Here is a 26,083-nt window from a genome sequence, read left to right as displayed (position 1 = left end):
TCCACCGGGCCCGGTCAGAGCGTGTCGATCAGGGACAGGTCCGGGGGGACCAGGGTGGTGGACAGCATCAGGGCTCGGATCAGGTGGTCGTTGAGCGCGTTGCCGACCGGTTCGCCGACTTCCTCGCGGGTCAGCCAGGGGACGCCGTCGCGGGACAGGGTTGTGCGGACGCGGTTGACCAGGTGCTCGACGCGCTTCTCGCGCCAGCCCGCGCCGGGGCGCAGTTCGGCGAGGTGTTCGGCGGTCTGTTTCCAGGTGAGGGGCTGGGGCCGTGGTTCGTGGCGGAGGTAGCGCTGGCCCAGGACGACAAGGGCGAGCTTCTCGTCTTCGGTGAGCACCCACACCCGGGGTGGGCGGGTGACGTCGCCGGGGCGGGGGGTCGGCGGCGCGTCCTCGGGGCCGGTGACGAAGAGTTCCAGGAGGTGTTCGCGGTCGCCCGAGCCACGGACGAACAGCGGGGTGTAGCCGGTGGCGAGGGGGAGGGGTTCCTCGCCGGTGAACAGCAGGCGGGCGGGGATACGGAGGGGCAGTCGGCCGGTGCTGGTCACCCACCAGCGGCCGTCGCGGTGGGTGAGCTTGCCGTGGCGGCGGCTGACCTGGGCGTCGTCCTCGCCCAGGCACACATGGACCTCGGGCCGATTGCGGCCGAAGATCAGCTCGCGGCCGTCGCCGGGGCCGAGCCGCATGCCGCCGGTGAGGGCGAGCGCGAAGACGGTGCCGGGCACCGGGGAGGTCACGCCGCGGGCGAGGCTGCCGTGGGTGGCGGGCAGCGCCCGGAGGGGGCCCGACGCGGTCATGGCTTCGGGAGGTTCTTCGCGGCCGCGGCGGCGAGCGCCTTCGCGGTGCGGCAGAGCGTCGCGGACGGCTGCGGCCCGTACGTGTTCAGCGTCAGCAGCTCGACGGTGGGGTCTCCGAGGGAGTTGCGGTACGAGCGGTGGAGGGTCCGTACGACGCAGGTGCCGTCGCCGTAGTCGTCCGGCGTTACGGTGCTCTTTCTTCCGGCGAGGACGGCGGGCCGCCCGTCGTCCGTGTCGAACGTACTGCTCCGGTCGAACTCCACCTCCACTCCGGCGTCGCCCGAGCTGTCGGCCCAGTCGCATGACCAACGGCCGAAGCCCGGATCCGAGGGGCGCGCGCCGACGCCGGGGACGCGCCGCAGCGCGGTCGCGTCGAGCAGCGCGCACGCGTCCGCCCGGGCCAGGGAGCGCGCGGTCGGCACCGAGGCGCGCCGGGGGACCTGGCCCCGGTCCAGCACCGCGACCGCGTGATCGGTGGCGGCGTCGCCCAGGGCGCACGGGTCGGGGGAGGGGGAGTCGAGCCGCTTGGCGATCACCCGGATCTGTTTGCGGTCGGCGGCCGCGATGGTCCGCTCACAGACGTCGCCGTCGCGCGGGGACGTCATGACCGTGACGTTGCCGATCCTCCTGGCGGGCCGCTCGTCGCCCGGCTCGGGCGGATCGCCGTCGAAGTTGATCTGTACGTCCGCGACGTCGCCACCGCCGGGGCCGTGTACGAGGACGTCGCAGCGGTCCACCTCCCCGTAGTCCGGGTCGAGTTCGGTCTCGCCGAAGCGGCTCAGCGACGCGGCGTCCAGCAGCCTGCACGGGTCGGCCGTCCGGGGATCGCCGATGGTGCCCGCCCGTCCGGCGGCTGGGGGCTTCGCGTCGGGGGCGCCCCTCCCGCCGTCGCCCGGCGACCCGTGGGACTCGTCGGAGGAGCCGCCCGACCAGGGGCCGAAGAGGGCCAGCCCGGTCGCCAGGGCCGCCGCGGTGACCAGCGCGGTCGCGGTGATCACCACGCCGCGCCCCGGGCGGCGCCAGGTGCGGCCGACCGCCGGAGACAGCAGCCGCAGCGTGCGGAGGGTGCGGTGCGGCGCGTGGAGTTCCGCCGCAGGGGGGAACGGCGCGCCGGGCGCGGCCTGCCGCAGCAGCCGCAGCGCCTTGGTCGCGGCGGGGCGCTGCTTCGGCTCGATCTCCAGCAGCGCGGCGAGCGGTTCGCCGAGCGGCCCGGCCCGGTGCGCGGTCTCGATGGAGCCGTCGATGGCCCGCGCCACGTACGCCATGGGGTGCGCGGCCTCCCCGTACGGCGACTGGCCCTCGACCGCCGCGAAGAGCGACGCGCCCAGCGAGAAGACGTCCGACTTCCGGTCGGCCGTGCCGCCCCGCGCCACCTCGGGCGGCAGATATGGCGGTTTGCCCTGCACCCCGCCGGTCACGGTCATGGTGACCTCGCTCCACAGCGCCCGGGAGATGCCGAAGTCGGTCAGCTTGGCGACCCCATCGGCGACCCCATCGGCGGTGACCAGGATGTTCTCCGGGGTGACGTCGCCGTGCACCACGCCCTCGGCGTGGGACTTCGCCAGGGCGGCCGCGATCTGGCAGCCGATGGCGGCCGCTTCCTCCGGGGCGAGCGGGCCGCGCTCCCGCACCAGGTCCGCGAGGCTGGCGCCGGGCACGTACTCCATGACGATCCAGCAGACGTCACCGTCCTCACCCAGGCCGCCCTCGATGAAGTCGAAGACCGACACGATGTTCGGATGGTGCAGCCGCGCCGCGTTGCGCGCCTCCTTCTTCAGCCGCTGCGCCGCGCGCTCGTCGTCCGGGCGGGCGCACTTGACCGCCACCCGCCGGTCCAGCAGCTCATCGTGGGCCTGCCAGACGATGCCCATCCCGCCTCTGCCGATGGGCTCCTGGAGGAGATACCGGCCCGCGATCCTGTCCCCGGCTCCTGCCTTCACCCGTAAACCCCCGTACCCCGCGCCCCGCCTCGGTCAGGACACGGAGAGTACTTCAGTCGTCACGCGGCTGAACAGAGCTTGGCTAGGCGCACGCGACCTCGTCGCCGGTGACGGCCGCGATGCCGGGCCGGTCCCGGCGCGGGTCCTCGGTGCGGACCGGGCGTACGTCCTTGTAGTCCGCGCCGACCGTGACCTGCATCACCCCGCCCTGCCCCTTCACCGGCTTCAGCTGCGCGCCGGGCAGCGCGGCGGCCAGGGTGCGGACGGAGCGGTTCCAGACCGGGTCGTACGTGATGACCGTGCGCGCCAGGTCCTTGGTGGCCGCGTCGGCGGGGGAGCCGGTGGTGGCGAAGCCGGTGGCGTGCAGCGCCCGGTCCGCGCGCCGGGCGAGCCCGGCCGTCCCGGTGCCGTTGAGCACATGGACCCGTACCTGCTGCGGGGCCACGTCGACCACGGTGGCCTTGGGCTTCGCGCGGTGCGTGGTCAGCGGCCGGTCCTCGCGGATGGCGGCGAACAGCTGCTCGGCCTTGGGCCGGTCCCAGTGCAGCGTGGAGCCGACGCCCTTGAGCGGCTTCCCCGGCAGGATCACCGGGACCGAGGCGAACTCGGAGGACGCCGGGGTGAGGCCGTTCATCGCCCGGCCGAGCGCCATCAGGTCCTCCGCGCCGAAGCCGTGGTCGGCGCGGACCGAGCCGAGCAGGGTGGTGGCGACGGCGTTGAACCGCACCGGGTTCAGCAGGATGCCGCCCGCCGTCGTCTGGTGGAGCACCGAGGCCAGGAAGCGCTGCTGGCGCTGGATCCGGCCGAGGTCGGAGGTGCCGTCGGTGTGGCGGGAGCGTACGTACTGCAGCGCCTCGCCGCCACGCAGCAGATGGCTGCCGGGCGGCAGGTCGAGGCCGGTGTGGTCGTCCTTGAGCCGCCGGGACGTGCACACCTTCACCCCGCCGACCACGTCGACGGTCCTCATGAAGCTGGTGAAGTCGACCTCCAGGTAGTGGTCGATGTGCACGCCGGTCGCGTGCTCGACAGTGCGTACGGTCAGGCTGGGCCCGCCCTCGGCGTACGCGGCGTTGAGCCGCTGCGGATGGGCGCGGTGCGGCTTCCCGGCGCGGTCGGTGTACGCGGGGATCACGGCGTACGAGTCGCGCGGCAGGCTGACCACGGAGGCCCGGCGGCGGTCCGCCGACAGATGGACCAGGATGACCGTGTCGGTGCAGCGGCAGGGCGCCCCGCCGAGCCGGTAGAGCGCCTTCTCCTGCGGGGTGATCTTGGACCGGCCGTCGGTGCCGACCAGCAGGAAGTTGACGCCGCCGCCCGCGCTCTTCGGCCGGTTGTCCAGGCCGCCGAAGGCGTCCACCCGGTGGATGCCGGATTCCAGCTCCCGCACCAGCAGATGCCCGATGGCGCTGACGGCCAGCACCAGGCACGCGACGAACAGGGCGATCCGCAGCCCCCAGCGACGGCGGCGGCCGGAGCGGGGCCGGGGGCGGGGGCGCGTCGATCGGGCCGGTGCACTCACCGAAGGAGACCTCCGTGAACGGGCCCGGCGGGACGGGCCCGGGCGGGGCGCTGGCGGGTCGGAACCGCTGTCACGGTAGGGCCATACGATGAGCGACCCGGCGCCCCACGCCGCCCGTACCGCCCGCTGCCACCCGGGCGGCGCGTTCCGGTGCCGCCATTCGCGGTACCGTGGGCCCGCTACTGCAGTCTCCTGGGGCCCCGTCCCCAGAAACCCCGAGGTGCCATGGACCCGCGTCAGCTCCCGGCCGTCTCCGTGATCATGCCGGTGCTCAATGAGGAACGCCATCTGCGCAACTCCGTGCGGCACATCCTGGAGCAGGAGTACGACGGTGAGATGGAGGTGGTGATCGCGGTCGGCCCGTCCTCGGACCGCACCGAAGAGATCGCCGCCCAGCTGGCCTCCGAGGACCCGCGGGTGAACACCGTGCCCAACCCCACCGGCCGCACCCCGGCCGCGCTGAACGCCGCGATCAAGGCGTCCCGCCACCCCGTGGTGGTGCGGGTCGACGGGCACGGCATGCTCTCGCCGAACTACATCGCGACCGCCGTGCGGCTCCTGGAGGAGACCGGCGCGCAGAACGTCGGCGGCATCATGCACGCCGAGGGCGAGAACGACTGGGAGCGGGCCGTGGCCGCCGCCATGACCTCGAAGATCGGTGTCGGCAACGCCGCCTTCCACACCGGCGGCGACGCGGCCCCCGCCGACACCGTCTACCTGGGCGTCTTCCGCCGTGAGGCGCTGGAGCGGCAGGGCGGCTACAACGAGGAGTTCATCCGCGCCCAGGACTGGGAGCTGAACTTCCGGATCCGCGAGGCGGGCGGGCTGGTCTGGTTCTCGCCCGAGCTGAAGGTCTCGTACCGCCCCCGGCCGAACGTGCGGGAGCTGGCCAAGCAGTACCGGAACTACGGGCGCTGGCGCCATGTCGTCGCCCGCTTCCACCAGGGCTCGATCAACGCCCGCTACCTCGCCCCGCCGACCGCCGTGGTGGCCATCGCGGTGGGCACCGTGGTGGGCGCCGCCGTCTCCCCGTGGGGCTTCCTGATCCCGGGCGGCTATCTGGCGGCCATCGCCGCGGGCTCGCTCCCGGCGGGCAAGGGGCTTCCGGTGGGGGCCCGGGTACGGATCCCGCTGGCGCTCGCGACCATGCACATGTCGTGGGGCTGGGGCTTCCTGACCAGCCCGAAGGCGCTCGCCAAGAAGGTCATCGCGAGCCGTCGCCCGGCGGTCATGGCGCAGGGCTAGACAGCCGTACGCACAGGGGGCCGGACCAGGCGGTCCGGCCCCTTCGTCGTACAGCTCCTCAGAACGTGCGGGCTCCTCAGAACGTGCGGGCTCCTCAGAACGTGTAGTCCGGGTTGACCGTCATACACGCCTTCTTGTCCTCGCCGTTGAGCGCGTCGGCGCTCTCCGGCGTCTTGTCGTCCTCGGTCTTCGAGGCCTTCGGGTAGGCCGTGCCCGCGCGCCAGTCGTTGCCGACCACCACGGTCACGTCCTCCACCGACTTCGAGGACTTCACCGCGCTCTTGGGCAGCCCCAGCGCCTTGGCCACCGCGAGCGCGTCGCCCTGCTCGGCCTCGCTCGGGTAGGAGACGGTGGTGTCGGCCTGCGAGATGAGCACGGTGTTCGCGGCGGCCTTGCCGTAGCCGAGCCGTACCAGCTCATTGGTGATCGCACCGGCCCGGCCGGAGACCGGCCCGTACACCATGGACGCGGTGCCGTTCTGCACGACGACCGGGACCTCGCCCTTGGGCTGGGTGGGGGCCGGGGTCTTGTCGGGCTTCTTCTTGTCCTTGCCGTCCAGCGCCGTGTCATTGCGCAGCAGCGAGAAGGTCTGCTCGGCGTCGCCGGGCTTGGGCTCCACGAACTGCTCGTTCGCGCTGTACTGCCAGGGCATGGTGACCATGGTGGTGCGCTCGGTGGGCACCCGCTTGAGGTCGTTGCCCAGGTTGTAGAGCTTCTTGACGTCGCCGAGGCCGTGGTCGACGGTCAGCGCGTCGGTGGCCGCCTCCGCCAGGTCCATCAGTTTGCCCGGGTCGCTGAGCTTGGTGCCCTTCTTCAGCTGACGGATCATCGAGCTCATGTACATGTGCTGGGCCTTGGCCCGGCCGATGTCGGTGTTGTCCTCGAAGCCGTAGCGGGTCCGCAGCCACTGGAGGGCCTGGACGCCCTTGACGGAGTGGGTGCCCTTGGTCAGCCGCAGCCCCGAGCCATGGCCCTTGCTGTCGTGCGAGTAGACGTTGTCCTTCACGCACACCGGGACGCCGCCGACGGCGTCCGCCATGGAGACCACCCCACCGAAGTCGATCATCATGAAGTGATCGATGTATATGCCGGTGAGTTCCTTCCAGGTGGCGACCGTGCAGCCCGGACCGCCGTGCTGGAGCGACTGGTTGATGGCCGCCTCGGTCTTCGGGTAGACGCGCCCGCCGTCCGGGTCGGTGCACTGGGGGATGGTCACCCGGGTGTCGCGCGGAATGCTGACCACCGACATGTTGCTGCGGTCGGCCGAGACGTGCACCAGCATCTGCACATCGGCCAGCGGCTTGCGGTCGGCGTCCTGCTTGGCGCCGCCGAGCCGCACGTTCTCCGCGGTGTTACGGCTGTCCGAACCGATGAGCAGGATGTTCAGCGGGGTCTGGCCGTTGGCGTTCGGCTCGGGCTTGCCCAGCTTGCTGTCGCCGAGGTCGAGCGCTTCCTTCTTCAGATTCTCGTTCAGATGGTTGTAGTACAGATAACCGCCGGCTGCCGCGCCCAACACGAGCACGGCGAGCGCCAGCGCGCTCCACCGCACCACGCGTAACCCCCGGCCGCCACCGCGGGCAGCCGGACGGCGGCCGCCCTGGCGGTGCCCCGCGCCACCGGACGCGGGGCCTTCTCCTCCGGGCGGGCTGTCACCCTCACCGGTGCCGCGGGGTTCGGGTACGGCCTGCCGCCGCCCCTCCCCCCGCACACTGCTCTGCCGCATCGGGCCCCTCCCCGTACTTCTGTGCTCGTCCGGACCGATGGGCGAGGGCGCTCCGACGGGCCGGGAGTGGTCACTTGGCGCAGACGTTCTTGTCGTCGGCTTCGACCTTCTGAATATCCTTCGGCGCCTTGGCCGGACCGGAGATGGGAGTGCCCGCGCCCTTGAAGTCCGCGCCGAGCGTCAGCGTCATCTCCGCCTTGGGGGCGGCGTCCTTCGTGCCTTCCTTCATCGCGGACGCGGGCAACCCCATGCTGTCGGCCAGCCGGCGCGCCTGGTCCGCCTGGTTGGGAGCGTACTCCAGAGTGGTCTTCTCCAGATCTGCCGGAGCGTTTCCGCCGTTGCTGGTGAGCGGCATCCCCTCGGTGTTCTGCATCCAGTCGAGGGTTTCCTGGGCGGCCCCCGTCTGCCCGCTGCCGTTCAGCACCTTGGCCCGGACCTCCGCCGCGTCGGCCTTCGGTCCCTTGAGGCGGGCGGCCTCCTTGTCCTTGGCCGCCTTCTCCTTCTTCTTCACCTCGGTCAGCGACACATCCTGCTGGACCATGTCGAACAGCGGCTCGGCCTTGGTCTGGTCGAGCAGCACCGTCGCTCCGTCGTCGTTGTCGACGACCGGAACCGTCGTGAAGGTCATGTTCTTCAGGTCGATCTTGCTGAGCGCCTTCCCCAGCGAGACCAGCTTGTCGACGGTGCCGATGCCGGTGTCCACGGTGAGCGCCTTGGTCGCGGTGTTGGCCAGGCCCCACATCTTGCTGGGGCTGCTGAGCGTCCCGTTCCCCTTCATCTTGCGCATCATCGAGCTGAGGAACTGCTGCTGCAGCTTGATCCGGTCCAGGTCGCCGCCGAAGCCCACGGAGTGCCGGGTCCGTACGAACGCCAGGGCGTCCTCGCCCTTGATGTTGTGGTTGCCCGCCTTCAGCTTCAGATGCGACTTGGGGTCGTCGATGTCCTTCGCGAGACAGACGTCGACCCCGCCGACCGCCGTGGACATCGACTTGACGGCGTTGAAGTCCGCCATCATGAAGTGGGTGATGTCCAGCCCGGTGATCTTCTCGGCCGTCTTCATGGTGCAGCCGGGGTCGCGCCCCTCCTGGCCCAGGCTGGTGTTGAAGCGCACCTCCGACTGGCCCGGGATGATCTTCTTCGAGCCGTCCTTCTGCACGGTCGGGCAGTCCGGGATGTCGGTGACCATGTCGCGCGGAATGGACAGCACCGTCGCGTTGGTGCGGTCCCCGGAGACATGCATGACCAGCGTGGTGTCGGCGTGGCCGACGCTCCCCGCGTCACCGTAGCCCTCGTTGCCCTTGCCATCGCGCCGGTCGGTGCCGATGAGCAGGATGTTCATCGGTCCGTCGGTGACCGCGGCGTTGTTCTCGCCGATGTCGACCTTGCTGATGTTGCCGTTGAGGTGCTGGTAGACGAAGTACGCCGCGGCCGAGCCGCCGACCAGCACGAAGGCCAGGGTGCCACTGCCCCAGTACAGCGCCTTCTTCGTCTTCGTCTTCTTCGGTTTCGGCTTTCTCCTGCTCGCGGGAGCCGCCGCCTTCTCCGGCTCGCGTTTCCCCGCCGCCCTCCTGCGCCCCCGTGGCTCGGACTCGGGGGTGCGACGACGGCCTGTGGTTCTGGGGGCCGCGTGGGGCTCGGCGGCCGAGGCCGTCTCCCCCGCAGGGTTCAGCCTCAGCTCATAGTTGCCGGTGTTCGGGTCGAACACCCACTGGTCGGCGGGGTCGATGTCACCGTCCCGCCCAGGGCCTTGCGCGTCCACGGTCGCCTGTGTCCTCCGTCGGTGCCACGCGGGCGCCTCCCCCTCAAGGCGCTCGGTCCGTCTTCATATACAGTGCGCGGTCACATCTAGGAGCGCACCGGATCGCTCACACTATCCGCCCGGATCCGCGTCAAGCGACGCCGGTGACAAATTCCACTTCCCTACAACTGGGCAATCTGCCCAATCCTTTCGAGATTCTTCACGAGTCCGGGCCCTTCCCTATGGCGGCCCATTACCCGCAGATGTCGCGGGCCGCCGTCGTCCCCTGGTACGGAGTGCGCTCCATGCCCTTGGGGTCCTCGCCGTGGCCGGCCGTGACGGCTCGGGTCACCGACACCGGGCGATCCAGGCGGAGTTGCTTGAACAACCGGTCGGCATCGGGCTGGACGAGTTCGTCACGGTTCTTGTTGTACGTATACGGCTGTCGCGGAATGGTCAGGAAACGGATCTTCTCGCGCGGGATGTCCCGCACCCCGCGCACCAGTCCGTACAGGTCCTTGAGGGTGTCCAGACCCGGATCCGTGGTCAGCGAGGAGGTCGCCGCGCTGAGCACCGGATACAGCTTCGCCGGATTGAGCAGCACACCATTGCTCTGCACTTTCTTCACAAGGGAGCTGAGGAACTCCTGCTGCCGGGCGATGCGCTCCGTGTCGCTGCCGTTACCGATCGAGTAGCGGGCGCGGACAAAGCCCAGCGCCTTCTCCCCGTGCAGGGTCTGACGGCCCGAGGGAAGCCGCAGATGCGCGTCGTCGTCGTCGACCGGTTCCGTGAGGCACACCTCGACGCCCCCGACCGCGTTCACCAGCTTCTTGAAGCCGCTGAAGTCCACGATCACATGGTGGTCCACCCGGATCCCGGTCAGCTTTTCCACGGTACGGATCGTGCAGGCCGCGCCGCCGAACTCGAACGCCCAGTTGAACTGGGCGAATCGGGGCGCCAGTCGGCCGCCGCCCTTCGGCCGGTCGCAGCCCGGCACGTCCACCATCAGATCGCGCGGGATGGAGACCGCGGTCGCGCTCTTACCGCCCGCCTGGAGGTGCAGCAGGATCGTGGTGTCCGAGCGCTGGGTGCCGGTGTCCCGGCCGTACTTGCCGTTTCCCTTGCCGCTCCGGTCGTCGGAGCCGATCACCAGGATGTTCTGCGCGTCCCGCACGACCGACACCGGCCGCTCGGCCTCGTACTTCTTCAGCTCGTCCGCGGTCCGGGTGTCGGTGCGGATGTTGCGGTCGAGGCGTTCGTAGAACCACCACCCCGTCGCGGCGGCCGACAGCACCAGCAGGGTCGCGCCCAGCGCGACCACGCGCGGCCAGCGGCGTCTTCGCCCCGGCGCGGGCTCTTGGCCGTCAGTCGTCACGTCCGCGTCCTCCCACCCCGCCTCCCGCCCGGCAGCGGACGGGAGCGGTATCGCGTGCTGGGCCGATCATTGGGACAGACATACGAACCCCGCACATGGTTGTACGTATCCGTCGATCATCGCGCGGGGTGCACGCCGGGGCGCGCGGGCTCGGCCCAGCGGTCCGCCGGACGGGGGTCGGGCGGACGGCCGGGCCGTGGGGGCGTGGGGGACGAAGGGCCGTTACAGGGTGACGCGCTCGCTCTCCCGGCGCTCCGCGAGCCCCTTCTCGTCCAACTGGTCCAGATGGCGGCACAGCACCACCGAGCCGCCCGCCGCCAGCGGCGCGTACAGCCCGTACGACAGCCCCTCCCAGCCGTCGTACGGCAGCCCCGACAGCACCCGGGAGCCCGGCGTGAGCCCGCGCCCGGCCGCGTCCGCGCGCGCCCGCTCGACCAGCTCCGCGCCGGTCAGCTCCAGGCCGCCGACCGCCAGCGCGGGCGCGTCCGGGTCCACCGGGGCGTACGGCGCGAAGCGGTCGCCCTGGCTCGGCACCTCCACGGCGTAGTCGGCGAACCCCTGCGGCGGCTGCGGGAACCGGCCGCCCAGGGGGCGCAGGGCGAGCGCCACCCGCTCCCCGGAGCACGCGCGCGCCTCCTCCAGGGTGTCCGGCCCGCTCACCACCACATCGGCCGCGGCCGGATCGCCGCCGACGTCCGCGAGGACCCCGACCGACGAGCAGGCCAGCAGCCACACCGCGGTCTGCCAGTGGGCGGGCAGCAGCAGCGCGACCCGGTCGCCGGGGGCCACGGCCAGATCGTCCTGCAGCAGATTGGCGGTCTTCGCCACCCAATTGGCGAACGTGGCCACGGAGAGTTCGACGCGTTCGCCCGTGGCGTCGTCGTAGAAGGTCACGAGGGGGCGCGCGGGATCCGCGGCGAGCGCGGATCGCAGCAGGTCGGCGGGGGCGCGATCGGTGGCGTTCATCCGCGCAAGGGTACGCGCCCGACACGCCGCGCCAGGGGGTCGCCCGACTCTTCCAGTCGGACGCTCACCGCGCGTCCGAATAGACACTTGTGTCACGATATGCACAGGATTTTCATCATGCGTGGATTCCTTGCGTCCTCGGTCGGCGTCGTGTGCACCGCCGCCCTCGCCCTTCCGTCCGCCCTGGGCACCGCACATGCCCGGGCCGACCGCACCGGCCTCGTGGGCAGCACCCAGTCGCTGCCCCTCCTCCCACCCGCCGGTCTCGACCGGGGGTTGGCCGCCCCCGGCGGCGACCGGGCGCTCGCCGCCCGCGACGTGGCCCCCTTCTCCCTCGTCGGCGTCGTCTGGAACGACGCCTCCGCCGACCTCCGCGGCGACATCCAGGTGCGCACCCGCGCCGCCAGCACCGGTGTGTGGTCCGCCTGGCGCGACCTCCGGGCGTACCACGACGACGGCCCCGACCCGGCGCCCGCCGCGGCCCCTGGCGCGGCTCCTGGTGCCGCGCACGGCGGTGCCGTGGAGTCCGGGGCTACGGACGTCGGTGCCGGGGGCCCGCGCGGTGGCACCGCCCCGCTGTGGGTCGGCGACTCCGACGGCGTGCAAGCCCGCGTGCGCGCCGCCGCACCACCCGCCGGAGCGGTTCCGGCCACCCTCCCCGCCGGGCTACGCCTCGAACTCGTCAACCCCGGCGCCGCCCCCGCCCCGCCCCCGGCCCACCCCACCCCCGTACAGCCGGTCCATCCGCATCCCACGGCCGTTCCGCACCCGCATCCCACGGCCGTGCCGCACCCGGACCCGCACCCGCACCCGCACCCCACCGGCGGCGTCGCGTCCCCCACGGCCCGGCCCACCCCCCGGCCCACGGCGCCCACTCCGCGTCCGTCCGGGACCACCCAACTCCCCGCCGACCAGTCCGAGTCCAGCGCCGCCCGCCACACCGCACCCCGGCCGCGTATCGTCACTCGCGCCGGATGGGGCGCCGACGAGAAGATCCGCGAGAGCGGCCACGTCTACAGCAAGACCGTCAAAGTCGCCTTCATCCACCACACCGTGACGGGCAACAGCTACACCTGTGCCCAAGTCCCCTCCGTTTTGCGCAGTATCTACCGCTACCACGTCCAGAGCATGGGCTGGCGCGACTACGGCTACAACTTCACCATCGACAAGTGCGGAAACATCTACGAAGGCCGCTCAGGAGGCGTCACCAAAGCCGTACTCGGGGCGCACACCCTCGGGTTCAACCAGAACAGCATGGGCGTCGCCGTCCTCGGTACGTACTCCGCCAAGAAGCCCTCCGCCAAGGCCGTCAAGGCCATCGCCAAGCTCACCGCCTGGAAACTCGGCATCTTCAACCGGAATCCACGCGGCACCACCCATCTGGTGTCCGGCGGCGGCAACAAGTACAAAAAGGGCGCCAACGTGAAGCTGCGCGTCATCTCCGGACACCGCGACGGCTTCGCGACCGAGTGCCCCGGAAAGCGCCTCTACAGCAAGCTCGGCTCCGTACGCAGCACAGCCGCCCGGCTCCAGGGGCGCTGACCAGGCGCGGTCCGGGCTTCTGCATACACTGGTCCGCCGACCGGCGAGCCCGAGCAGGAAGCAGGACTACGTGACCAAAGCGCCAGCAACGCCAGAAGCGATCCTCCTGGTCGGCGGCAAGGGAACGCGGCTGCGCCCCATGACGGTGCACACCCCCAAGCCGATGGTCCCGGCGGCTGGCGTCCCCTTCCTGACCCACCAACTCGCCCGCGCCCGCGCCGCCGGGGTCGAGCACATCGTGCTCGCCACCTCCTACCTGGCCGAGGTCTTCGAACCGTACTTCGGCGACGGCTCCTCCCTCGGTCTGCACCTGGAGTACGTGACCGAGGAGGAGCCGCTCGGCACCGGCGGCGCCATCCGCAACGTCGCCTCCCGGCTGCGCTCGGGCCCCGACGACCCGGTGCTCATCTTCAACGGCGACATCCTCACCGGCCTCGACATCCGCGCCCTCGTCGACACCCACTGCCGGACGGGCGCCGACGTCTCCCTCCACCTCACCCGGGTCACCGACCCGCGCGCGTACGGCCTCGTGCCCACCGACGAGCACGGCCGGGTCACCGCCTTCCTGGAGAAGCCGCAGACCCCCGAGGAGATCGTCACCGACCAGATCAACGCGGGCGCGTACGTCTTCAACCGCTCCGTGATCGACGCCATACCGGCCGACCGGCCCGTCTCCGTCGAACGCGAGACCTTCCCCGGCCTCCTCGCCGCGGGCGCCCACCTCCAGGGCATGGTCGACTCCACGTACTGGCTCGATCTCGGCACCCCGCAGGCCTTCGTCCGCGGCTCCGCCGACCTGGTCCTCGGCCGCGCCCCCTCCCCGGCCGTCCCGGGCCGCTGCGGTGACCGCCTCGTCCTGGAATCCGCCACCGTCGCGGGCGACGCCAAGCTCACCGGCGGCACGGTCATCGGCCCGCAGGCCCACGTGGGCGCGGGCGCGCGCATCGACGGCAGCACGGTGCTGGAGGGCGCGGTGGTCGAAGAGGGCGCCGAGGTCCGCGACTCCCTGATCGGCGCGGGCGCCCGGGTCGGCGCCCGTACGGTCCTGCACGGCGCGGTCGTCGGCGACGGCGCCCTGGTCGGCCCGGACAACGAACTCCGCGACGGCGCGAGGGTGTGGTGCGACGTGGACATCCCCCCAGGCGCGGTGAGGTTCTCCTCCGACCAATAGCGTTGTGCCTACCGGCCCGCACCTGGCAACGAAACCCGACTGGGCAGCTACATCGCCCGGAAGTCGCGCACCGCAAAACGCGGTGCGCGACGCGGCATCGCGGCCCGCCCCGACAGCAGGATCAGCCGCGCCGCCCGGTGCCGCTGCCCGGCGTACGGCGCGAGAAGCTCCAGCATCGCCGCGTCGTCCGTACCGCGTTCACCCGTGAGCGCGTAGCCGACCATACGGGGCAGATGCAGATCCCCGACCGTGATCGCGTCCGGGGTGCCGTTGCTGCGCTGCAGGGTCTCCGCCGCCGTCCAGGGCCCGATGCCCGGGATCAGCCGCAGCCGCTGTGAGGCGGCGTCGAGATCCATGCCCGCGGCCTCCTCCAGCCGCCGGGCGACCCGTACGGCCCGCAGGATCGTCGCCGAGCGCTTGCCGTCCACGCCCGCGCGGTGCCACTCCCACGAGGGGATCAGCGCCCAGGCGCGCGGATCGGGCATCACCCGCATACGCTCCATCGGCCCGGGCGCGGGCTCACCGTGGCGCTGCAGCAGCAACCGCCAGGCCCGGTACGCCTCGTCGCTGGTGACCTTCTGCTCCAGGATCGAGGGGATCAGCGACTCCAGCACCAGGCCGGTCCGGATCAGCCGCAGCCCGGGGTTCCGCCGGTGCGCCTCGTGGACGAGCCGGTGCCGTGGGGTGAACGCGGACGGGTCGTCGTCGGCGCCGAGCAGCCCGGGCAGGTGGTCGAGCAGCCACTCGGCCCCCGGCCCCCAGGCCTGGGCCTCGACTCCCTTGCCGTCCCGCGCGATCCGCACGGTCCCGGGACCGGCCGGGGTCCGGCTGGCCCGCCAGAAGGCCCCGTCCGCGTCGGCCTGGAACGCGGGATCGCCCGGGCCGCGCTGCAGCACACCGAGGTTCCGCGCGAGGTCGTACGCGCAGGAAGGCACCCACACACGACGTCCCACCACGCCGCCACCCTAAGCCCAGGGAGGCCGGTCGTTTTGTTGCTCCCCCACCCCGCCCCTTCCCGAAACCGGGGGCACCCCGGGCCCCGGGGTGGGCAGGGGGTTTCGTGGCCGGGTGCGGGCCGGTGGGTGGGTTGTGCCCACCCGTCCCTCCCCCAGCTACCGCTGGGAGGTGCCCCCCGGCGGGACGATTGCCCACAACGGGACGGGACCGGGCCGGGGTTTGGGGCCACCGGCGGGAGGGGGCGGGGTCGCAGGGGTGGGGGCCTGGACGACGACGTGTATTTGTGGCGCCTACTCCCGGCCCACCCCACGTTCTTCGGCGGTGGCGCCAAAAATATACGCGTCCAGGCCCCTGCCCCGGAGGCCCCGCCCCCGCACCCCGCAAACACACCCGCACAACCCCCGACCCGGCGCGCACACCCGCCCCGCGCGCCCTGGCGCTCGCAACCCGCAGCGCTATCGCACCGCCACAAAGCCGTCCACGCCCCGCTCCGGACGCGCCGCGGGCGCGGCCGCCGCGTGGCCCACCGCCACCGCGCCCATCGGGTCCCAGTCCTCCGGCAGGTCCAGCACGTCCCGCACCACCGGTCGGCAGAACATCGTCGACGACACCCACGCCGACCCCAGCCGCTCGCCCGCCAGGGCGACCAGCAGGTTCTGCACCCCGGCTCCGGCCGCGACCACGAACATCTCCCGCTCCGCCGCGTTCCGCCGCGCGTCCGGGTACGTGTGGGCGCCGTCCGCGACCAGGCACGGGACCACCAGATACGGCGCCTTGCGCAGTACGTCACCCCGCCGCACCCGCTTGGCGACGGACTCCTCCGAGAAGCCGTCACCCCGCAGGTCCGCGATCCACGCGTCCCGCATCGCGTCGAGCAGCCGCACCCGCGACTCCTCCGACTCCAGCAGTACGAACCGCCACGGCGTCGTGTGGTGCGGCGCGGGCGCGGTGACGGCGGCGGCCACGGCGCGCCGCACCGCCGCGCCGTCCACCGGCTCGTCGGTGAACTCGCGGACCGTACGGCGCAGGGTCACCGCTTCCCGCACGGCCTCCGAGGTGCCCAGCCGGAACATGTCGTCGGCGGCGCCGCGCACCAAGGGCCGCGCCCCCGCGTCAGGCTCAGACGAGCCGGTCGCGTCCGGCGGCGACACCACATGCGGCAGCCCCCGCAGCACCGCCACCGGCAGCCCGTCCGCCTTGCCCTTGACCAGCTCCCCGGCGGCGGCCAGCTCATCGGCGGTGGCGACGACGGTGGCGCTCAGCGCGTTGCCGTGCGCGTCGGTGCCGCCCCGCAGGTCGTCCAGGACGCGCACCCCGGCCGCGCCGATGGCCACGTCGGTGACCCCGGTGCGCCAGGGCCGCCCGAAGGTGTCGGTGACGATGACGCCCACGTCCACGCCGAGCGCGTCCCGCAGCCCGGCGCGGATGGCGCGGGCGGACGCGTCGGGGTCCTCGGGGAGCAACAGGATGGTCCCGGCAGGGGTGTTGGAGGCGTCGACTCCGGCCGCGGCCATGACCAGGCCCTGCCGGGTTTCGACGATCCGGGTGCGCCCGCGCCGGGCGACGACCCGCACGGTCTCGGCGTCTATGGCGGCCTCGCGGTCGTCGCCCGCGACGACGCGCCCCTCCGCCTTGCTGACGATCTTCGAGGTGACGAGCAGGACGTCACCGTGCGCGAGCCCCGGCAGGGAGCCCGCGGTCGCGGCGTCGGCGATGAGCTTGGCGAGGTCGTCGCCGGGCCGCACCTCGGGCAGCCCGGGGAGGGCCCAGACCTGATACGAGGGGGCCTGGTACGAGGGGGCCTGGTACGAGGGGGCGCCCGGCACGAGCGACGGGCTCATGCCCGGACCTCCTCGGCCAGCGCCAGCGCCTCCGTGGCCATGCGCGCGGTCGCCTCGGTGTCGCTCATCATGAGCGGGAGGGCACGGCAGCGGATCCCAGCGGCCTCGACCTCGTCGACCGCCCCGGCGTCCACGGTGTCCACGAGCCAGCCGTCCAGCAGCCCGGAGCCGTAGTGCTTGGCGACGGCGGCGGCGGTGGACTCGACACCGACGGCGGCGAGCACCTTGTCGGCCATGCCGCGCACCGGCGCGTCGCCGACGATGGGGGAGAGGCCGACGACCGGCACCCCGGCGTCGGCGATGGCCTCGCGCACTCCGGGGACAGCCAGGATGGTGCCGATGCTGACGACGGGGTTGGACGGCGGGAAGATGACGACGTCGGAGTCGGCGATGGCCTCCAGCACGCCGGGCGCGGGCTTGGCCTGGTCGGCGCCGACGGGGACCACGGCGTGGGCGGGCACGGAGGCGCGCATCCGGACCCAGTACTCCTGGAAGTGGACGGCCTTGCGGCCCTCACCCTCGGGGTCATCGATGAGGACGTGCGTCTCGACGCGGTCGTCGGTCATCGGCAGCAGCCGCACCCCCGGCTGCCACCGCGCACACAGCGCCTCGGTGACGGCGCTGAGCGGGTAACCGGCGCCCATCATCTGCGTACGGACGATGTGCGTGGCGAAGTCCCGGTCGCCGAGGCCGAACCACTCGGGCCCCACGCCGTACGCCGCCAGCTCCTCCTTGACGGCGAAGGTCTCCTCGGCCCGGCCCCAGCCCTGCTCCTCGTGGATGCCACCGCCGAGGGTGTACATCACGGTGTCGAGGTCGGGGCAGACCTTGAGGCCGAAGAGATGGATGTCATCGCCGGTGTTGCCGATGACGGTGATGTCGGCGTCGGGAACCGCCGACATCAGACCACGGAGGAAACGGGCGCCGCCGATGCCGCCTGCCAGAACCACAATGCGCATGGGGGACAGTCTGGCAGTCGGCTACGACATCGGAACCGTGCGGGGCGTGCTCAGCGCAGGACGTCGAGGGGGCCGGGGGCGGCCGCACCGGCGGCCGGGGCGGGGTGCGGCGGCATCTCGGTGAGGCCGGGGAAGTAGATGTGCAGGCTGACGGCGGGTTCGAGCGCGTCGTTGACGACGTCGTGCACGTATCCGGGTGCGAAGACGCGCTGCGCGCCCGCGCGCAGCGTATGCCGTGCGCCGCCGTCCGCGCCCACGCGCTCCGTCAACTCGCCCTGGAGCACGGTGAGTACGCCGGAGGAGCGCCCGTGGTCATGGGCTCCGCTGCCCTGGCCGGGCACCCAGCTGAGCAGCCAGACCTCATAGCCGGGGCCGGTGCGCACCCGGTGGTACCAGCGGGTGGTGGCGTCGTACCGGACGAGGGACGCCCAGCTGTCGCGGTCGGCGGCGATGTCGCGGGCCAGCCCGGCGAAGCCGGAGACGGTGGTGGGGTGCGCGGGTACGGGCGGCAGCAGATGCGGGATGGCGAGCGGGTCACCGGCGATCTGGACGTCGCTGTTCATGTGGGGGGTTCCTCGGCGGGAAGCGCGGCGGGCGCGAAGCGGAGCTGTGCGGGGTGACGCAGGGAGACGCGGAAGAGACGCGAGGCGAGAAAGCTGGAGCTCAGAAGGGCATCAACAGCTGGAACAGCGACAGCGAGCCTGCACAGCGCAGCGGAACCCGTGGGTACGGGTCGACTGGGGCGCGTGGGTCACTGACATGGGGACTAGAACAGCGGGTCCTCGCCCTCCTGTCAACTTGATCTCCGCTCCGGGAGTAATCGTTCACCTCATCCGGTTGATGTGGAGGCAGAAAGGTTTGTCCCCGCGTTAGCCGGAGAGGTGGCGCAGCACCCGCCCCCGTGTGCAACGGGAACGGCGTTCACGGCGTCCTCCACCGTGAGGCGAGAGGAGGGGCCAGGGACATGCACGGGAAACGTGTCGCGTTTAGGCCGATTTGAACACTTTCCGCGCAGCCTTGGTTCCGCAGAGTGAATAAGAGGCCCAATAGCAGATCTCGGCTTGACTGGCCCGGATCGGCGCACTTGTAATTTCACACGTGTCGTTCTGCCGGTTTGACCCACGGCACCAGGGCACGGGGACGGCACCGGGGACGCAAAAACAGACGAGGGGCGCACATGACCGAGTTGTTCCAGCAACTGCTGGTCGAAGAGGCGGACGAGGAGCTCGGTTGGCAGGAGCGCGCACTGTGCGCCCAGACCGATCCCGAATCGTTCTTCCCGGAAAAGGGCGGATCCACGCGCGAGGCGAAGAAGGTCTGCCTGGCCTGCGAGGTCCGTTCCGAATGCCTCGAGTACGCACTCGCCAACGACGAACGCTTCGGCATCTGGGGCGGCCTCTCCGAGCGGGAGCGCCGCCGACTGAAGAAGGCAGCGGTCTGACCACATCCGCACAGTTCACGGCGGAGTGCGCGGTCCGTCCCCCGAGCCCATGGCGACCGGGAGGCGGACCGCTGTCGTAGGCAGCCGTTAGTGTGGGGGCCCGTCCGAGGCGCGCCAATGTCCCCCTGGGGCGGGCTCGTCCACCGCAGTCCAGCGAACCGGGGCCCGTACCTCGATGTCCGTGCACAGCCACTCGGCGGCCCCTCACCCGGCCGCCTCCGCCGGATTTGCCGCCGCGCAACCGGCACCTGAGTTCCCGCGCCATGTCGTCACCGCCGTGCTCGTCTCCCACGACGGTGCCCGCTGGCTGCCCGACGCGCTGTCCGGTCTGCTCGGTCAGGAGCGTCCCGTGCAGAGCGTCGTCGCCGCCGACACCGGCAGCGCCGACGAATCCGCCCGGCTGCTGACCGAAGCCCTCGGCGAGGACCGGGTCCTGCACCTGGCGCGCCGCAGCGGCTTCGGCACGGCCGTCGCCGAGGCCGTTCGCGGTGCCCCGGTGCTGAGTCCCGAGGAGCTGCCGTACCTCAAGCGCCCCAGCGGCTGGGACCCCGTCAACCGCACCTGGCGCGACGACGCGTACGACATGCCGGAGCTACCGCACGGCGAGCCCATCCAGTGGCTGTGGCTGCTGCACGACGACTGCGCGCCCGCGCCTGACGCGCTCCATGAGCTGCTGCGGGTGGCCGACGGCGAGCTGCTGGCCAACCGCGAGGCCGCGATCATCGGCCCCAAGCTGCGCGGCTGGTACGACCGTAAGCAGCTGCTCGAAGTGGGCGTCAGCATCGCCCGCAGCGGCCGCCGCTGGACCGGTCTGGAGCGGCGCGAGCAGGACCAGGGCCAGCACGACCAGGTGCGGCCGGTGCTGTCGGTCTCCAGTGCGGGCATGCTGGTGCGGCGCGACGTATGGGAGCGGCTGGGCGGCTTCGACCCCCGGCTGCCGCTGATGCGGGACGACGTCGATCTGTGCTGGCGCGCCCACGCCGCCGGGCACAGCGTGCTGATCGCGCCGGACGCCTCCCTGCGGCACGCCGAGGCGTCCGCGCGGGAGCGGCGCCCCATCGACTGCGTCGGCCGGTCCGTGGCCAGCCCGCACCGTGTCGACAAGGCCGGTGCGGTCTACACCCTGCTGGTCAACACGAAGGGCGCGCTGCTGCCCTATGTGATGCTGCGGGTCGTCCTCGGCACCCTGTTGCGCACCCTCGCCTATTTGGTGGGCAAGGTGCCCGGCCAGGCGCTGGACGAGGTCACGGGCCTGTCCGGCATCCTGCTGCGGCCCGGCCGGATCAGCGCCGCGCGCAAGCGGCGCGGCCGCCCGGCGACCGAGCCGAGCGAGCTGCGGCCGCTTTTCCCGCCGTCCGGTGCGACCGTGCGGGCGACGGCCGAGCAGATCGCCAGCAACATCGGCGGGCGGTCGGAGCCCGAGCTGTCCTCGGGCGGCCGTCACGGTGCCGTCGAGTCCGGGCCTTCCGACGACGACGCCGACTTCCTTCAGGTCGAGCAGTTCGCGCGGGTCAAGCGGATCGCCCGCAAACCCGGCCCGATGCTGTTCGCCGTGCTGCTGCTGGTCTCGCTGGTCGCCTGCCGTGAGCTGCTGGGCACCGGCGCGCTCGCGGGCGGCGACCTGCTGCCTGCCCCCGGGCACGTCGGCGACCTGTGGGCGAGCTACGTCAATGGCTGGCATCCGGTCGGCACCGGCGGCACTCAGAGCGCGCCGCCCTATCTCGCCGCGCTCGCGGCGCTCGCCACGGTCTTCCTGGGCAGCACCGGCTTCACCCTGACCCTGCTGCTGGTCTGCTCGGTGCCGCTGGCCGGGTTCATCGCGTACTTCGCCTCCCGGCCGCTCGTCGAGTCCCGGCTGCTGCGCGCGTGGGGGAGCGTCGCGTACGCCTTCCTCCCGGCCGCGACCGGCGCCCTCGCGGGCGGGCGGCTCGGCACCGCCGTGCTGGCCGTCCTGCTGCCGCTGATGGCGCGGGCGGCGGCCGCCGCGGGCGGCTTCCGGGCGGGCGGTGCGAAGGGCAGGCTGCCGAGCTGGCGCGCGGCGTGGGCGTACGCCCTGCTGCTGACGTTCACCATGGCCTTCACGCCGGTCGTCTGGCCGATCGCGCTGCTGCTGTCCGCCGGTGTGCTGATCCTGCGGCAGCGGCAGGGCGAGCCGCTGGTGGCGTACGGGCTGCGCTTCCTGGCCGTCGTCCTCACTCCGCTTCTGGTGCTCGCCCCCTGGTCGGTCGATCTGCTGACCGACCCGGTCCGCTTCCTGAAGGAGGCCGGGCTCGACAGCGGCAGCGGCTCCGCGTCCGCGCTGGACCTGCTCGCGCTCAGCCCCGGCGGCCCCAAGGGCGGCGGCACGCTGCTGCTGATCGGCTTCGTGCTGGCCGCGCTGGCCGCCCTGATGCGCGGCGAACGGCAGTTGACGGTCCGTACGGCGTGGGCCGTGGCCCTCACCGGGTTCCTCTTCGCGGCGCTCAGCAACGGCTCCGCCTGGGCCGGGCCCGCGACCCTGGTCTACGGGCTGGCGCTGCTGACCGCCGCCGTGGTCGGCGCCGAGGGCGCACGGGAGCGCGTGGCGGCGCAGAGCTTCGGCTGGCGCCAGCCGGTCGCGCTGATCATCGCCGTCGCCTCGGCGGCCGCCCCGCTGTACGCGGCGGTCGTCTGGATGGTCGGCGGCGCGGACGGCCCGGTGGCACGGCGCGAGCCCTCCCAGGTCCCGGCGTTCGTGGCGGCGGAGAGCGCCGACGCCGACCAGTCCCGCACCCTGGTGCTCACCGGCGGCGACGCCCGCACCGACTACGCCCTGGTGCGCGGCTCCGGCGCCCGGCTCGGCGATGGCGAACTCGCCGCGGCGGGCGGCGCCGACACCCGCCTCGACGACGTCGTGGCCCATCTGGTCGCGGGCTCCGGCGCCGACCAGACGACCCGGCTGGGCGCCTACGCGGTGCGCTATGTGTACGCACAGCAGGGCGCCTCGCGCGACATGACGCGCGTGCTCAACGCGACGCCCGGCCTCACCCAGCTCAGCAGGGACGACGCGGGCACCTTGTGGCGGCTCGACCAGCGGGCCTCGCGGGTCTCCATCGTCCCGCCCGGTTCCCAGGGGAGCGGCGCGGCGGGTTCGTCGGCCGCGCCCGTACAGGTGGCGTCCGGTCCCGTCGAGGCGCACACCACCATCCCGGACGGCGCGGACGGGCGCGTGCTGCGGCTCGCCGACCGGGCCACCCCCGACTGGACGGCCACGCTCGACGGCAAGCCGCTGACGGCGAAGACGATCGACGGCTGGGCGCAGGGCTTCGAACTCCCGGCGGGCGGCGGTCGGCTCGACCTCACCTACGACACCCCCATCACCCACACCGCGTGGATCTGGGCGCAGGGGCTGCTCGCGGTCGTCCTGCTGGTGCTCGCGCTGCCGGGCCGCCGCCGTGACGTGGACGACGACCTGCCGGAGGCGGAGGCCGCGGCGGCCGCCACCGCCATCACCGCCGAGGACCTGGCGGGCGACGGGCGCCGGGCGCGGCGGCTGCGGGCCGCCGCGGAGGCCGCACAGACGCAGGCCGGGGACGCGCCGGACGCTCCGGCGGACGGTGGCACGGCGGCGGATGCCCCGCCGCCCGCACCGCCCGCGCCGCCCGCCGAGCCGCCGGTGTTCGTACCGGAGCCGTTCGTACCGCCACAGCCGGACCAGCAGCCGCAGCAGCAGCCGCAGCAGCAGCCGTACGGGGGGCAGTGGGACGCGCAGCAGCCGTACGCCGACGCCGCGTACGGGCAGCAGCAGTACCCGGCCGACCAGTACCCCGGCGGCTATCCGTACCCGCAGGGCCAGTACCCGCAGGGCCAGTACCAGGACGCCCCGTACCAGGCGGACCCGTACGCGGGCGGCCCGTACCCCGACGCGTACGCCGCCGACCCGTACGCCGCCGGTCAGTACGCCGATCCGTACGGCTACGACCAGCAGCAGCCCTACCCCGACGGCACGTACCCCGCCCAGGGCGACACGACGTACGGCGGCGCCGACCCCGAGGGCCGCCGCGACGGGAGCGATCAGCAGCGATGAACCGCACCACCCTGTCCCTGATCGGCGCGGCCACGGCGCTGGCCGCCGTCACCGGCCTGGCGTCCCTCACCGGCGGCCCGTCGGACGACGCGGGCACGGCGGCCAAGGCCGCCAGCAGGCTGCCCGTCCAGCGCTCCACGCTGCTGTGCCCGGAGCCCAGCTCCTCCGACGTCAGCAGTACGACGTACACCGGGTACACCCCCAAGCGCAGCGGCGGCGGCGCGGACGGCGGCAGCGGTAAGGCCGAACTGCTGCCCGCGACAAGCAGCCCTGACGACGTGTCCGAGGAGAAGGACCCCCAGGGCGGCAAGGGCAAGAACGACCCCGTCCTGCCGCTCAAGCGCCCCGGCACGCCGGTCACCACCGACACCGACAGCTCGGGCGCCCCGGCGCTCATCGGCACCGCAGACGGCCCGCTCGCGCCCGGCTGGACCGTCCAGCAGACCACGTCGATCGACGCGGGCAGCGGGCGCGGCCTCATGGGCACCGCGTGCACCGCCCCGGACACCGACTTCTGGTTCCAGGGGGCGTCCACGGCCAAGGACCGGCAGGACTTCGTCCATCTGACCAACCCGGACGACCGGGCGGCCGAGGTGGACCTGACGATGTACGGCTCCAGCGGCAAGCTGAAGCCCACGAGCGACGAGTCGATCACGGTCCCGGGCCGCTCCACCGTGCCGGTGCTGCTCTCCACCCTCACCGATCAGCGGGCCGCCGATGTCTCCCTCCATGTGACGGCCCGCAGCGGACGGATCGGCGCCGCCGTCCAGGCCGCCGACGAGCAGCGCGGCGGCGACTGGATCCCGGCGTCCGCCGTGCCCGCCACGAGCGTCGCGCTCCCCGGCATACCGGCCGACGCCACCTCGGCGCGCCTGGTGGTCTTCGCGCCCGGCGCCAACGACGCGGACCTCAAGGTGCGGCTCGCCGGGCCCACCAGCTCGATCACCCCGGCCGGGCATGAGTCCCTGCACGTCAAGAGCGGGATGACGTCGGCGGTCGACCTCGGCGACGTCACCAAGGGCGAACCGGGCTCGCTCCTGCTCACCCCCGAGGGCGGCGAGGGCCCGGCCACCCCGGTGGTCGCCGGGCTTCAGGTGACGCGCGGCAAGGGGAGCGACCAGGAGACGGCGTTCATCCCCGCCACCAGCGCCATCGAGCGCTCCGCCACCGCCGCCGACAACCGCGTCAAGGGCTCCATCCTGTCCCTGGTCGCCCCGGGCTCCAGCGCGAAGGTCCGCGTCACCGCCTCGGCGGGCACCGGCGGCGGCACCTCGGCCAGCCAGACGTACGAGATCAAGGGCGGTACGACGAAGACGGTCGCCCCGCCGAAGCCGTCCGGTGCCAAGGGCCAGTACGCGGTGACCGTGGAGCGCCTCTCGGGCGGCCCGGTGCACGCCTCGCGCATGCTGTCGCTGCCGCAGGGCGACGTACCGGCCTTCACGATCCAGTCCCTCCCGGACGACCGGGGGACGGTGGAGGTCCCGCAGGCGACGCAGGACCTGTCCGTACTGAACCGCTAGGGATCCCGGCGGGGGGCCGGGGTGGGCAGGCGAGCGCCCCCCGGCTCCCTAGTCCTGCCCGTAGCGCGGGTCCACCGACTCCGGCTCCAGTCCCAGCAGCTCCGCCACCTGCTCGACCACGACCTCGTGGACCAGCAGGGCGCGCTCATCCCGGTTCTTCGTACGGATCTCCACCGGGCGCCGGTAGATCACGATCCGGTCGGGAGCGTCGCCGCGCGCCGCGATGAAGCGCCCGAGCGGTACGGACTCGCCGTCCCACCCGTCGGTGAAGCCGGGGCCGTGCGCCGGATGTCCGTCGAAGCCGTGCCCGGACGGTCCGTCGGAGCCCCCGGCCCCGGTGACCGGCACCTCCAGCACCGTGAAGTCGACTCCCGACAGCTGGGGCCACCGTCTCTCCAGCCGCTCCGCCGAGTCCTGCACAAGATCGACGAAGGACTCCGCGCGGCTGACCGACAGCGGTACCTGGGGCGGCGCGATCGGACCGCGCATACCCCGGCCGTGCCGGTCGCGGCGCCGGGGACGCGGCTCGGGCTGGTCGGAGGGTACGGGCCTGGTCATCACTCACGAGGGTAGCCGCCGCCCCGCCTCCGGCACGCGCTTACTGGACAGCCATGTCCAATGTCACTTAATGAACATTCCGGCCATGCTTGCGTCCATAAACGGACGTCTCTTGGCTTGCTTCCGTACCTCAGGATGACCCCTCTCGGTTCGACTGGTGACCGGAATCGTCCTCGGCGACTCTCGGTCGTCCCGATGTCCGCGCTGGTCAACAGGGAAGTGCACGTATCGGGTGCACGGGGCGAACCGGGACGACACGGCGGAGTGAGCTGGTGGAGAGTCGTCGCGGCCCGCTCAAGAGTGCGGTACCGTCCAACGTCGTGAGCCCTGTACGTCGCTGTTCGCGCACCGCCTGCGGCCGCCCCGCCGTCGCGACGCTGACGTACGTCTACGCGGACTCGACCGCGGTTCTCGGACCGCTGGCCACCTATGCCGAGCCGCACTGCTATGACCTGTGCTCGGAGCATTCGGAGCGGCTGACCGCCCCGCGCGGCTGGGAAGTCGTCCGGCTGGCCGTCGACACCGGTCCGCCCCGGCCGAGCAGTGATGACCTCGAAGCCCTCGCCAACGCCGTGCGCGAGGCGGCCCGCCCGCAGGAGCGCGCGGCCGGAGCGTCCGGTTCCGGAGCCGGGGGCGGACAGAGCGGCCGCGAGGCCGATCCCCGGGAAGTCGCCCGGCGCGGGCATCTGCGCGTCCTGCGCTCGCCGGAGTCCTGACCCGCACAACTTCCGGCACCAGCCGATCAC

General features: G+C 72.7%; 19 protein-coding genes. 7 read left to right on the top strand and 12 right to left on the bottom strand.

Translation table 11 applies throughout. The annotated features are described in order from the left end of the window. Window positions 1-14: 14 nt before the first annotated feature. From ACWC5C_RS34195 to ACWC5C_RS34185, 3 genes are all read right to left on the bottom strand, one after another. Window positions 15-797 (bottom strand): FHA domain-containing protein, encoded by a 783-nt coding sequence (locus ACWC5C_RS34195; protein WP_450881877.1) that lies wholly within the window; start codon window positions 795-797, stop codon window positions 15-17. Next, complete coding sequence (locus ACWC5C_RS34190; protein ID WP_450881875.1) at window positions 794-2,737, bottom strand: serine/threonine-protein kinase; 1,944 nt, start codon at window positions 2,735-2,737, stop codon at window positions 794-796. The genes ACWC5C_RS34195 and ACWC5C_RS34190 overlap by 4 nt, the downstream gene beginning before the upstream one ends. An 82-nt stretch (window positions 2,738-2,819) precedes the next feature. Next, on the bottom strand, window positions 2,820-4,256 hold the full coding sequence (locus tag ACWC5C_RS34185; RefSeq protein WP_450881873.1) for an LCP family protein: 1,437 nt from the start codon (window positions 4,254-4,256) through the stop codon (window positions 2,820-2,822). 225 nt (window positions 4,257-4,481) lie between these two features. Here ACWC5C_RS34185 and ACWC5C_RS34180 point away from each other — a divergent pair, with 225 nt between their 5' ends. Further along, entirely contained in the window at window positions 4,482-5,501 is a 1,020-nt protein-coding gene (locus ACWC5C_RS34180) for a glycosyltransferase family 2 protein (protein WP_450881871.1), read from the top strand. A 94-nt stretch (window positions 5,502-5,595) separates the two neighbouring features. Here ACWC5C_RS34180 and ACWC5C_RS34175 read toward each other — a convergent pair whose 3' ends face one another. The 4 genes from ACWC5C_RS34175 to ACWC5C_RS34160 all read right to left on the bottom strand — a co-directional run bounded on the left by ACWC5C_RS34175 (window position 5,596) and on the right by ACWC5C_RS34160 (window position 11,303). Then, on the bottom strand, window positions 5,596-7,224 hold the full coding sequence (locus ACWC5C_RS34175) for an LCP family protein (RefSeq protein WP_450881869.1): 1,629 nt from the start codon (window positions 7,222-7,224) through the stop codon (window positions 5,596-5,598). A gap of 70 nt (window positions 7,225-7,294) precedes the next feature. Continuing rightward, window positions 7,295-8,983, bottom strand: a complete 1,689-nt coding sequence (locus ACWC5C_RS34170) for an LCP family protein (protein WP_450881867.1) — start codon at window positions 8,981-8,983, stop codon at window positions 7,295-7,297. A 232-nt stretch (window positions 8,984-9,215) separates the two neighbouring features. Further along, window positions 9,216-10,337, bottom strand: a complete 1,122-nt coding sequence (locus tag ACWC5C_RS34165; protein ID WP_450881865.1) for an LCP family glycopolymer transferase — start codon at window positions 10,335-10,337, stop codon at window positions 9,216-9,218. A 222-nt stretch (window positions 10,338-10,559) separates the two neighbouring features. Next, the gene (locus ACWC5C_RS34160; RefSeq protein WP_450881863.1) at window positions 10,560-11,303 is read right to left on the bottom strand and encodes a TIGR03089 family protein; all 744 of its coding nucleotides are present in this window, start codon (window positions 11,301-11,303) and stop codon (window positions 10,560-10,562) included. Between the two features lie 117 nt (window positions 11,304-11,420). Between ACWC5C_RS34160 and ACWC5C_RS34155 the strand changes: the two genes are divergently transcribed. Both ACWC5C_RS34155 and ACWC5C_RS34150 read left to right on the top strand, forming a co-directional pair. Next, window positions 11,421-12,845 (top strand): peptidoglycan recognition protein family protein, encoded by a 1,425-nt coding sequence (locus ACWC5C_RS34155; protein ID WP_450881861.1) that lies wholly within the window; start codon window positions 11,421-11,423, stop codon window positions 12,843-12,845. A 70-nt stretch (window positions 12,846-12,915) separates the two neighbouring features. Further along, window positions 12,916-14,016, top strand: a complete 1,101-nt coding sequence (locus ACWC5C_RS34150) for a sugar phosphate nucleotidyltransferase (RefSeq protein ID WP_450881859.1) — start codon at window positions 12,916-12,918, stop codon at window positions 14,014-14,016. Window positions 14,017-14,063: 47 nt separating this feature from the next. Here ACWC5C_RS34150 and ACWC5C_RS34145 read toward each other — a convergent pair whose 3' ends face one another. The 4 genes from ACWC5C_RS34145 to ACWC5C_RS34130 all read right to left on the bottom strand — a co-directional run bounded on the left by ACWC5C_RS34145 (window position 14,064) and on the right by ACWC5C_RS34130 (window position 18,336). Then, the gene (locus tag ACWC5C_RS34145) at window positions 14,064-14,972 is read right to left on the bottom strand and encodes a DNA-3-methyladenine glycosylase family protein (RefSeq protein WP_450881857.1); all 909 of its coding nucleotides are present in this window, start codon (window positions 14,970-14,972) and stop codon (window positions 14,064-14,066) included. Between the two features lie 456 nt (window positions 14,973-15,428). Continuing rightward, window positions 15,429-16,814 (bottom strand): coenzyme F420-0:L-glutamate ligase, encoded by a 1,386-nt coding sequence (locus ACWC5C_RS34140; protein WP_450881855.1) that lies wholly within the window; start codon window positions 16,812-16,814, stop codon window positions 15,429-15,431. Beyond that, a complete protein-coding gene (gene cofD, locus ACWC5C_RS34135; protein WP_450881853.1) occupies window positions 16,811-17,773 on the bottom strand; it encodes a 2-phospho-L-lactate transferase in 963 nt (320 codons plus the stop codon). Before cofD ends, ACWC5C_RS34140 begins: the two co-directional genes overlap by 4 nt. 50 nt (window positions 17,774-17,823) lie before the next feature. Further along, window positions 17,824-18,336 (bottom strand): cysteine dioxygenase, encoded by a 513-nt coding sequence (locus ACWC5C_RS34130; RefSeq protein ID WP_450881851.1) that lies wholly within the window; start codon window positions 18,334-18,336, stop codon window positions 17,824-17,826. Window positions 18,337-18,950: 614 nt separating this feature from the next. Here ACWC5C_RS34130 and ACWC5C_RS34125 point away from each other — a divergent pair. The 3 genes from ACWC5C_RS34125 (at window position 18,951) to ACWC5C_RS34115 (ending at window position 24,779) form a co-directional block, all read left to right on the top strand. Then, window positions 18,951-19,214: a WhiB family transcriptional regulator gene (locus tag ACWC5C_RS34125; protein ID WP_004952403.1), complete on the top strand. Its 264-nt coding sequence runs from the start codon at window positions 18,951-18,953 to the stop codon at window positions 19,212-19,214. 175 nt (window positions 19,215-19,389) lie between these two features. Next, window positions 19,390-23,259, top strand: coding sequence for a glycosyltransferase family 2 protein (locus ACWC5C_RS34120; RefSeq protein WP_450881849.1), 3,870 nt, complete (start codon window positions 19,390-19,392; stop codon window positions 23,257-23,259). Beyond that, window positions 23,256-24,779 carry a DUF5719 family protein gene (locus ACWC5C_RS34115; RefSeq protein ID WP_450881847.1) on the top strand — a complete coding sequence of 508 codons (1,524 nt, stop codon included), beginning with the start codon at window positions 23,256-23,258 and terminating at the stop codon, window positions 24,777-24,779. Before ACWC5C_RS34120 ends, ACWC5C_RS34115 begins: the two co-directional genes overlap by 4 nt. 48 nt (window positions 24,780-24,827) lie before the next feature. On the opposite strand, the gene ACWC5C_RS34110 is transcribed toward ACWC5C_RS34115, so the two are convergent. Beyond that, entirely contained in the window at window positions 24,828-25,268 is a 441-nt protein-coding gene (locus tag ACWC5C_RS34110) for a metallopeptidase family protein (protein ID WP_385448584.1), read from the bottom strand. A gap of 341 nt (window positions 25,269-25,609) precedes the next feature. Here ACWC5C_RS34110 and ACWC5C_RS34105 point away from each other — a divergent pair, with 341 nt between their 5' ends. Beyond that, window positions 25,610-26,053 carry a DUF3499 domain-containing protein gene (locus tag ACWC5C_RS34105; RefSeq protein WP_385448566.1) on the top strand — a complete coding sequence of 148 codons (444 nt, stop codon included), beginning with the start codon at window positions 25,610-25,612 and terminating at the stop codon, window positions 26,051-26,053. Window positions 26,054-26,083 lie beyond the last annotated feature (30 nt).

Source organism: Streptomyces sp. NPDC001700 (assembly GCF_053596435.1).
The sequence above is the reverse complement of the archived record's forward strand: the minus strand, read 5'-3'. Positions and strand labels throughout refer to the sequence as shown.

Bases quoted from the DNA above. Each gene is read 5' to 3' on its own strand.
- ACWC5C_RS34195 (WP_450881877.1), bottom strand. From the start codon at position 797: ATGACCGCGTCGGGCCCCCTCCGGGCGCTGCCCGCCACCCACGGCAGC.
- ACWC5C_RS34180 (WP_450881871.1), top strand. From the start codon at position 4,482: ATGGACCCGCGTCAGCTCCCGGCCGTCTCCGTGATCATGCCGGTGCTC.
- ACWC5C_RS34175 (WP_450881869.1), bottom strand. From the start codon at position 7,224: ATGCGGCAGAGCAGTGTGCGGGGGGAGGGGCGGCGGCAGGCCGTACCC.
- ACWC5C_RS34160 (WP_450881863.1), bottom strand. From the start codon at position 11,303: ATGAACGCCACCGATCGCGCCCCCGCCGACCTGCTGCGATCCGCGCTC.
- ACWC5C_RS34155 (WP_450881861.1), top strand. From the start codon at position 11,421: ATGCGTGGATTCCTTGCGTCCTCGGTCGGCGTCGTGTGCACCGCCGCC.
- ACWC5C_RS34140 (WP_450881855.1), bottom strand. From the start codon at position 16,814: ATGAGCCCGTCGCTCGTGCCGGGCGCCCCCTCGTACCAGGCCCCCTCG.
- cofD (WP_450881853.1), bottom strand. From the start codon at position 17,773: ATGCGCATTGTGGTTCTGGCAGGCGGCATCGGCGGCGCCCGTTTCCTC.
- ACWC5C_RS34130 (WP_450881851.1), bottom strand. From the start codon at position 18,336: ATGAACAGCGACGTCCAGATCGCCGGTGACCCGCTCGCCATCCCGCAT.
- ACWC5C_RS34125 (WP_004952403.1), top strand. From the start codon at position 18,951: ATGACCGAGTTGTTCCAGCAACTGCTGGTCGAAGAGGCGGACGAGGAG.
- ACWC5C_RS34120 (WP_450881849.1), top strand. From the start codon at position 19,390: ATGTCCGTGCACAGCCACTCGGCGGCCCCTCACCCGGCCGCCTCCGCC.
- ACWC5C_RS34115 (WP_450881847.1), top strand. From the start codon at position 23,256: ATGAACCGCACCACCCTGTCCCTGATCGGCGCGGCCACGGCGCTGGCC.
- ACWC5C_RS34110 (WP_385448584.1), bottom strand. From the start codon at position 25,268: ATGCGCGGTCCGATCGCGCCGCCCCAGGTACCGCTGTCGGTCAGCCGC.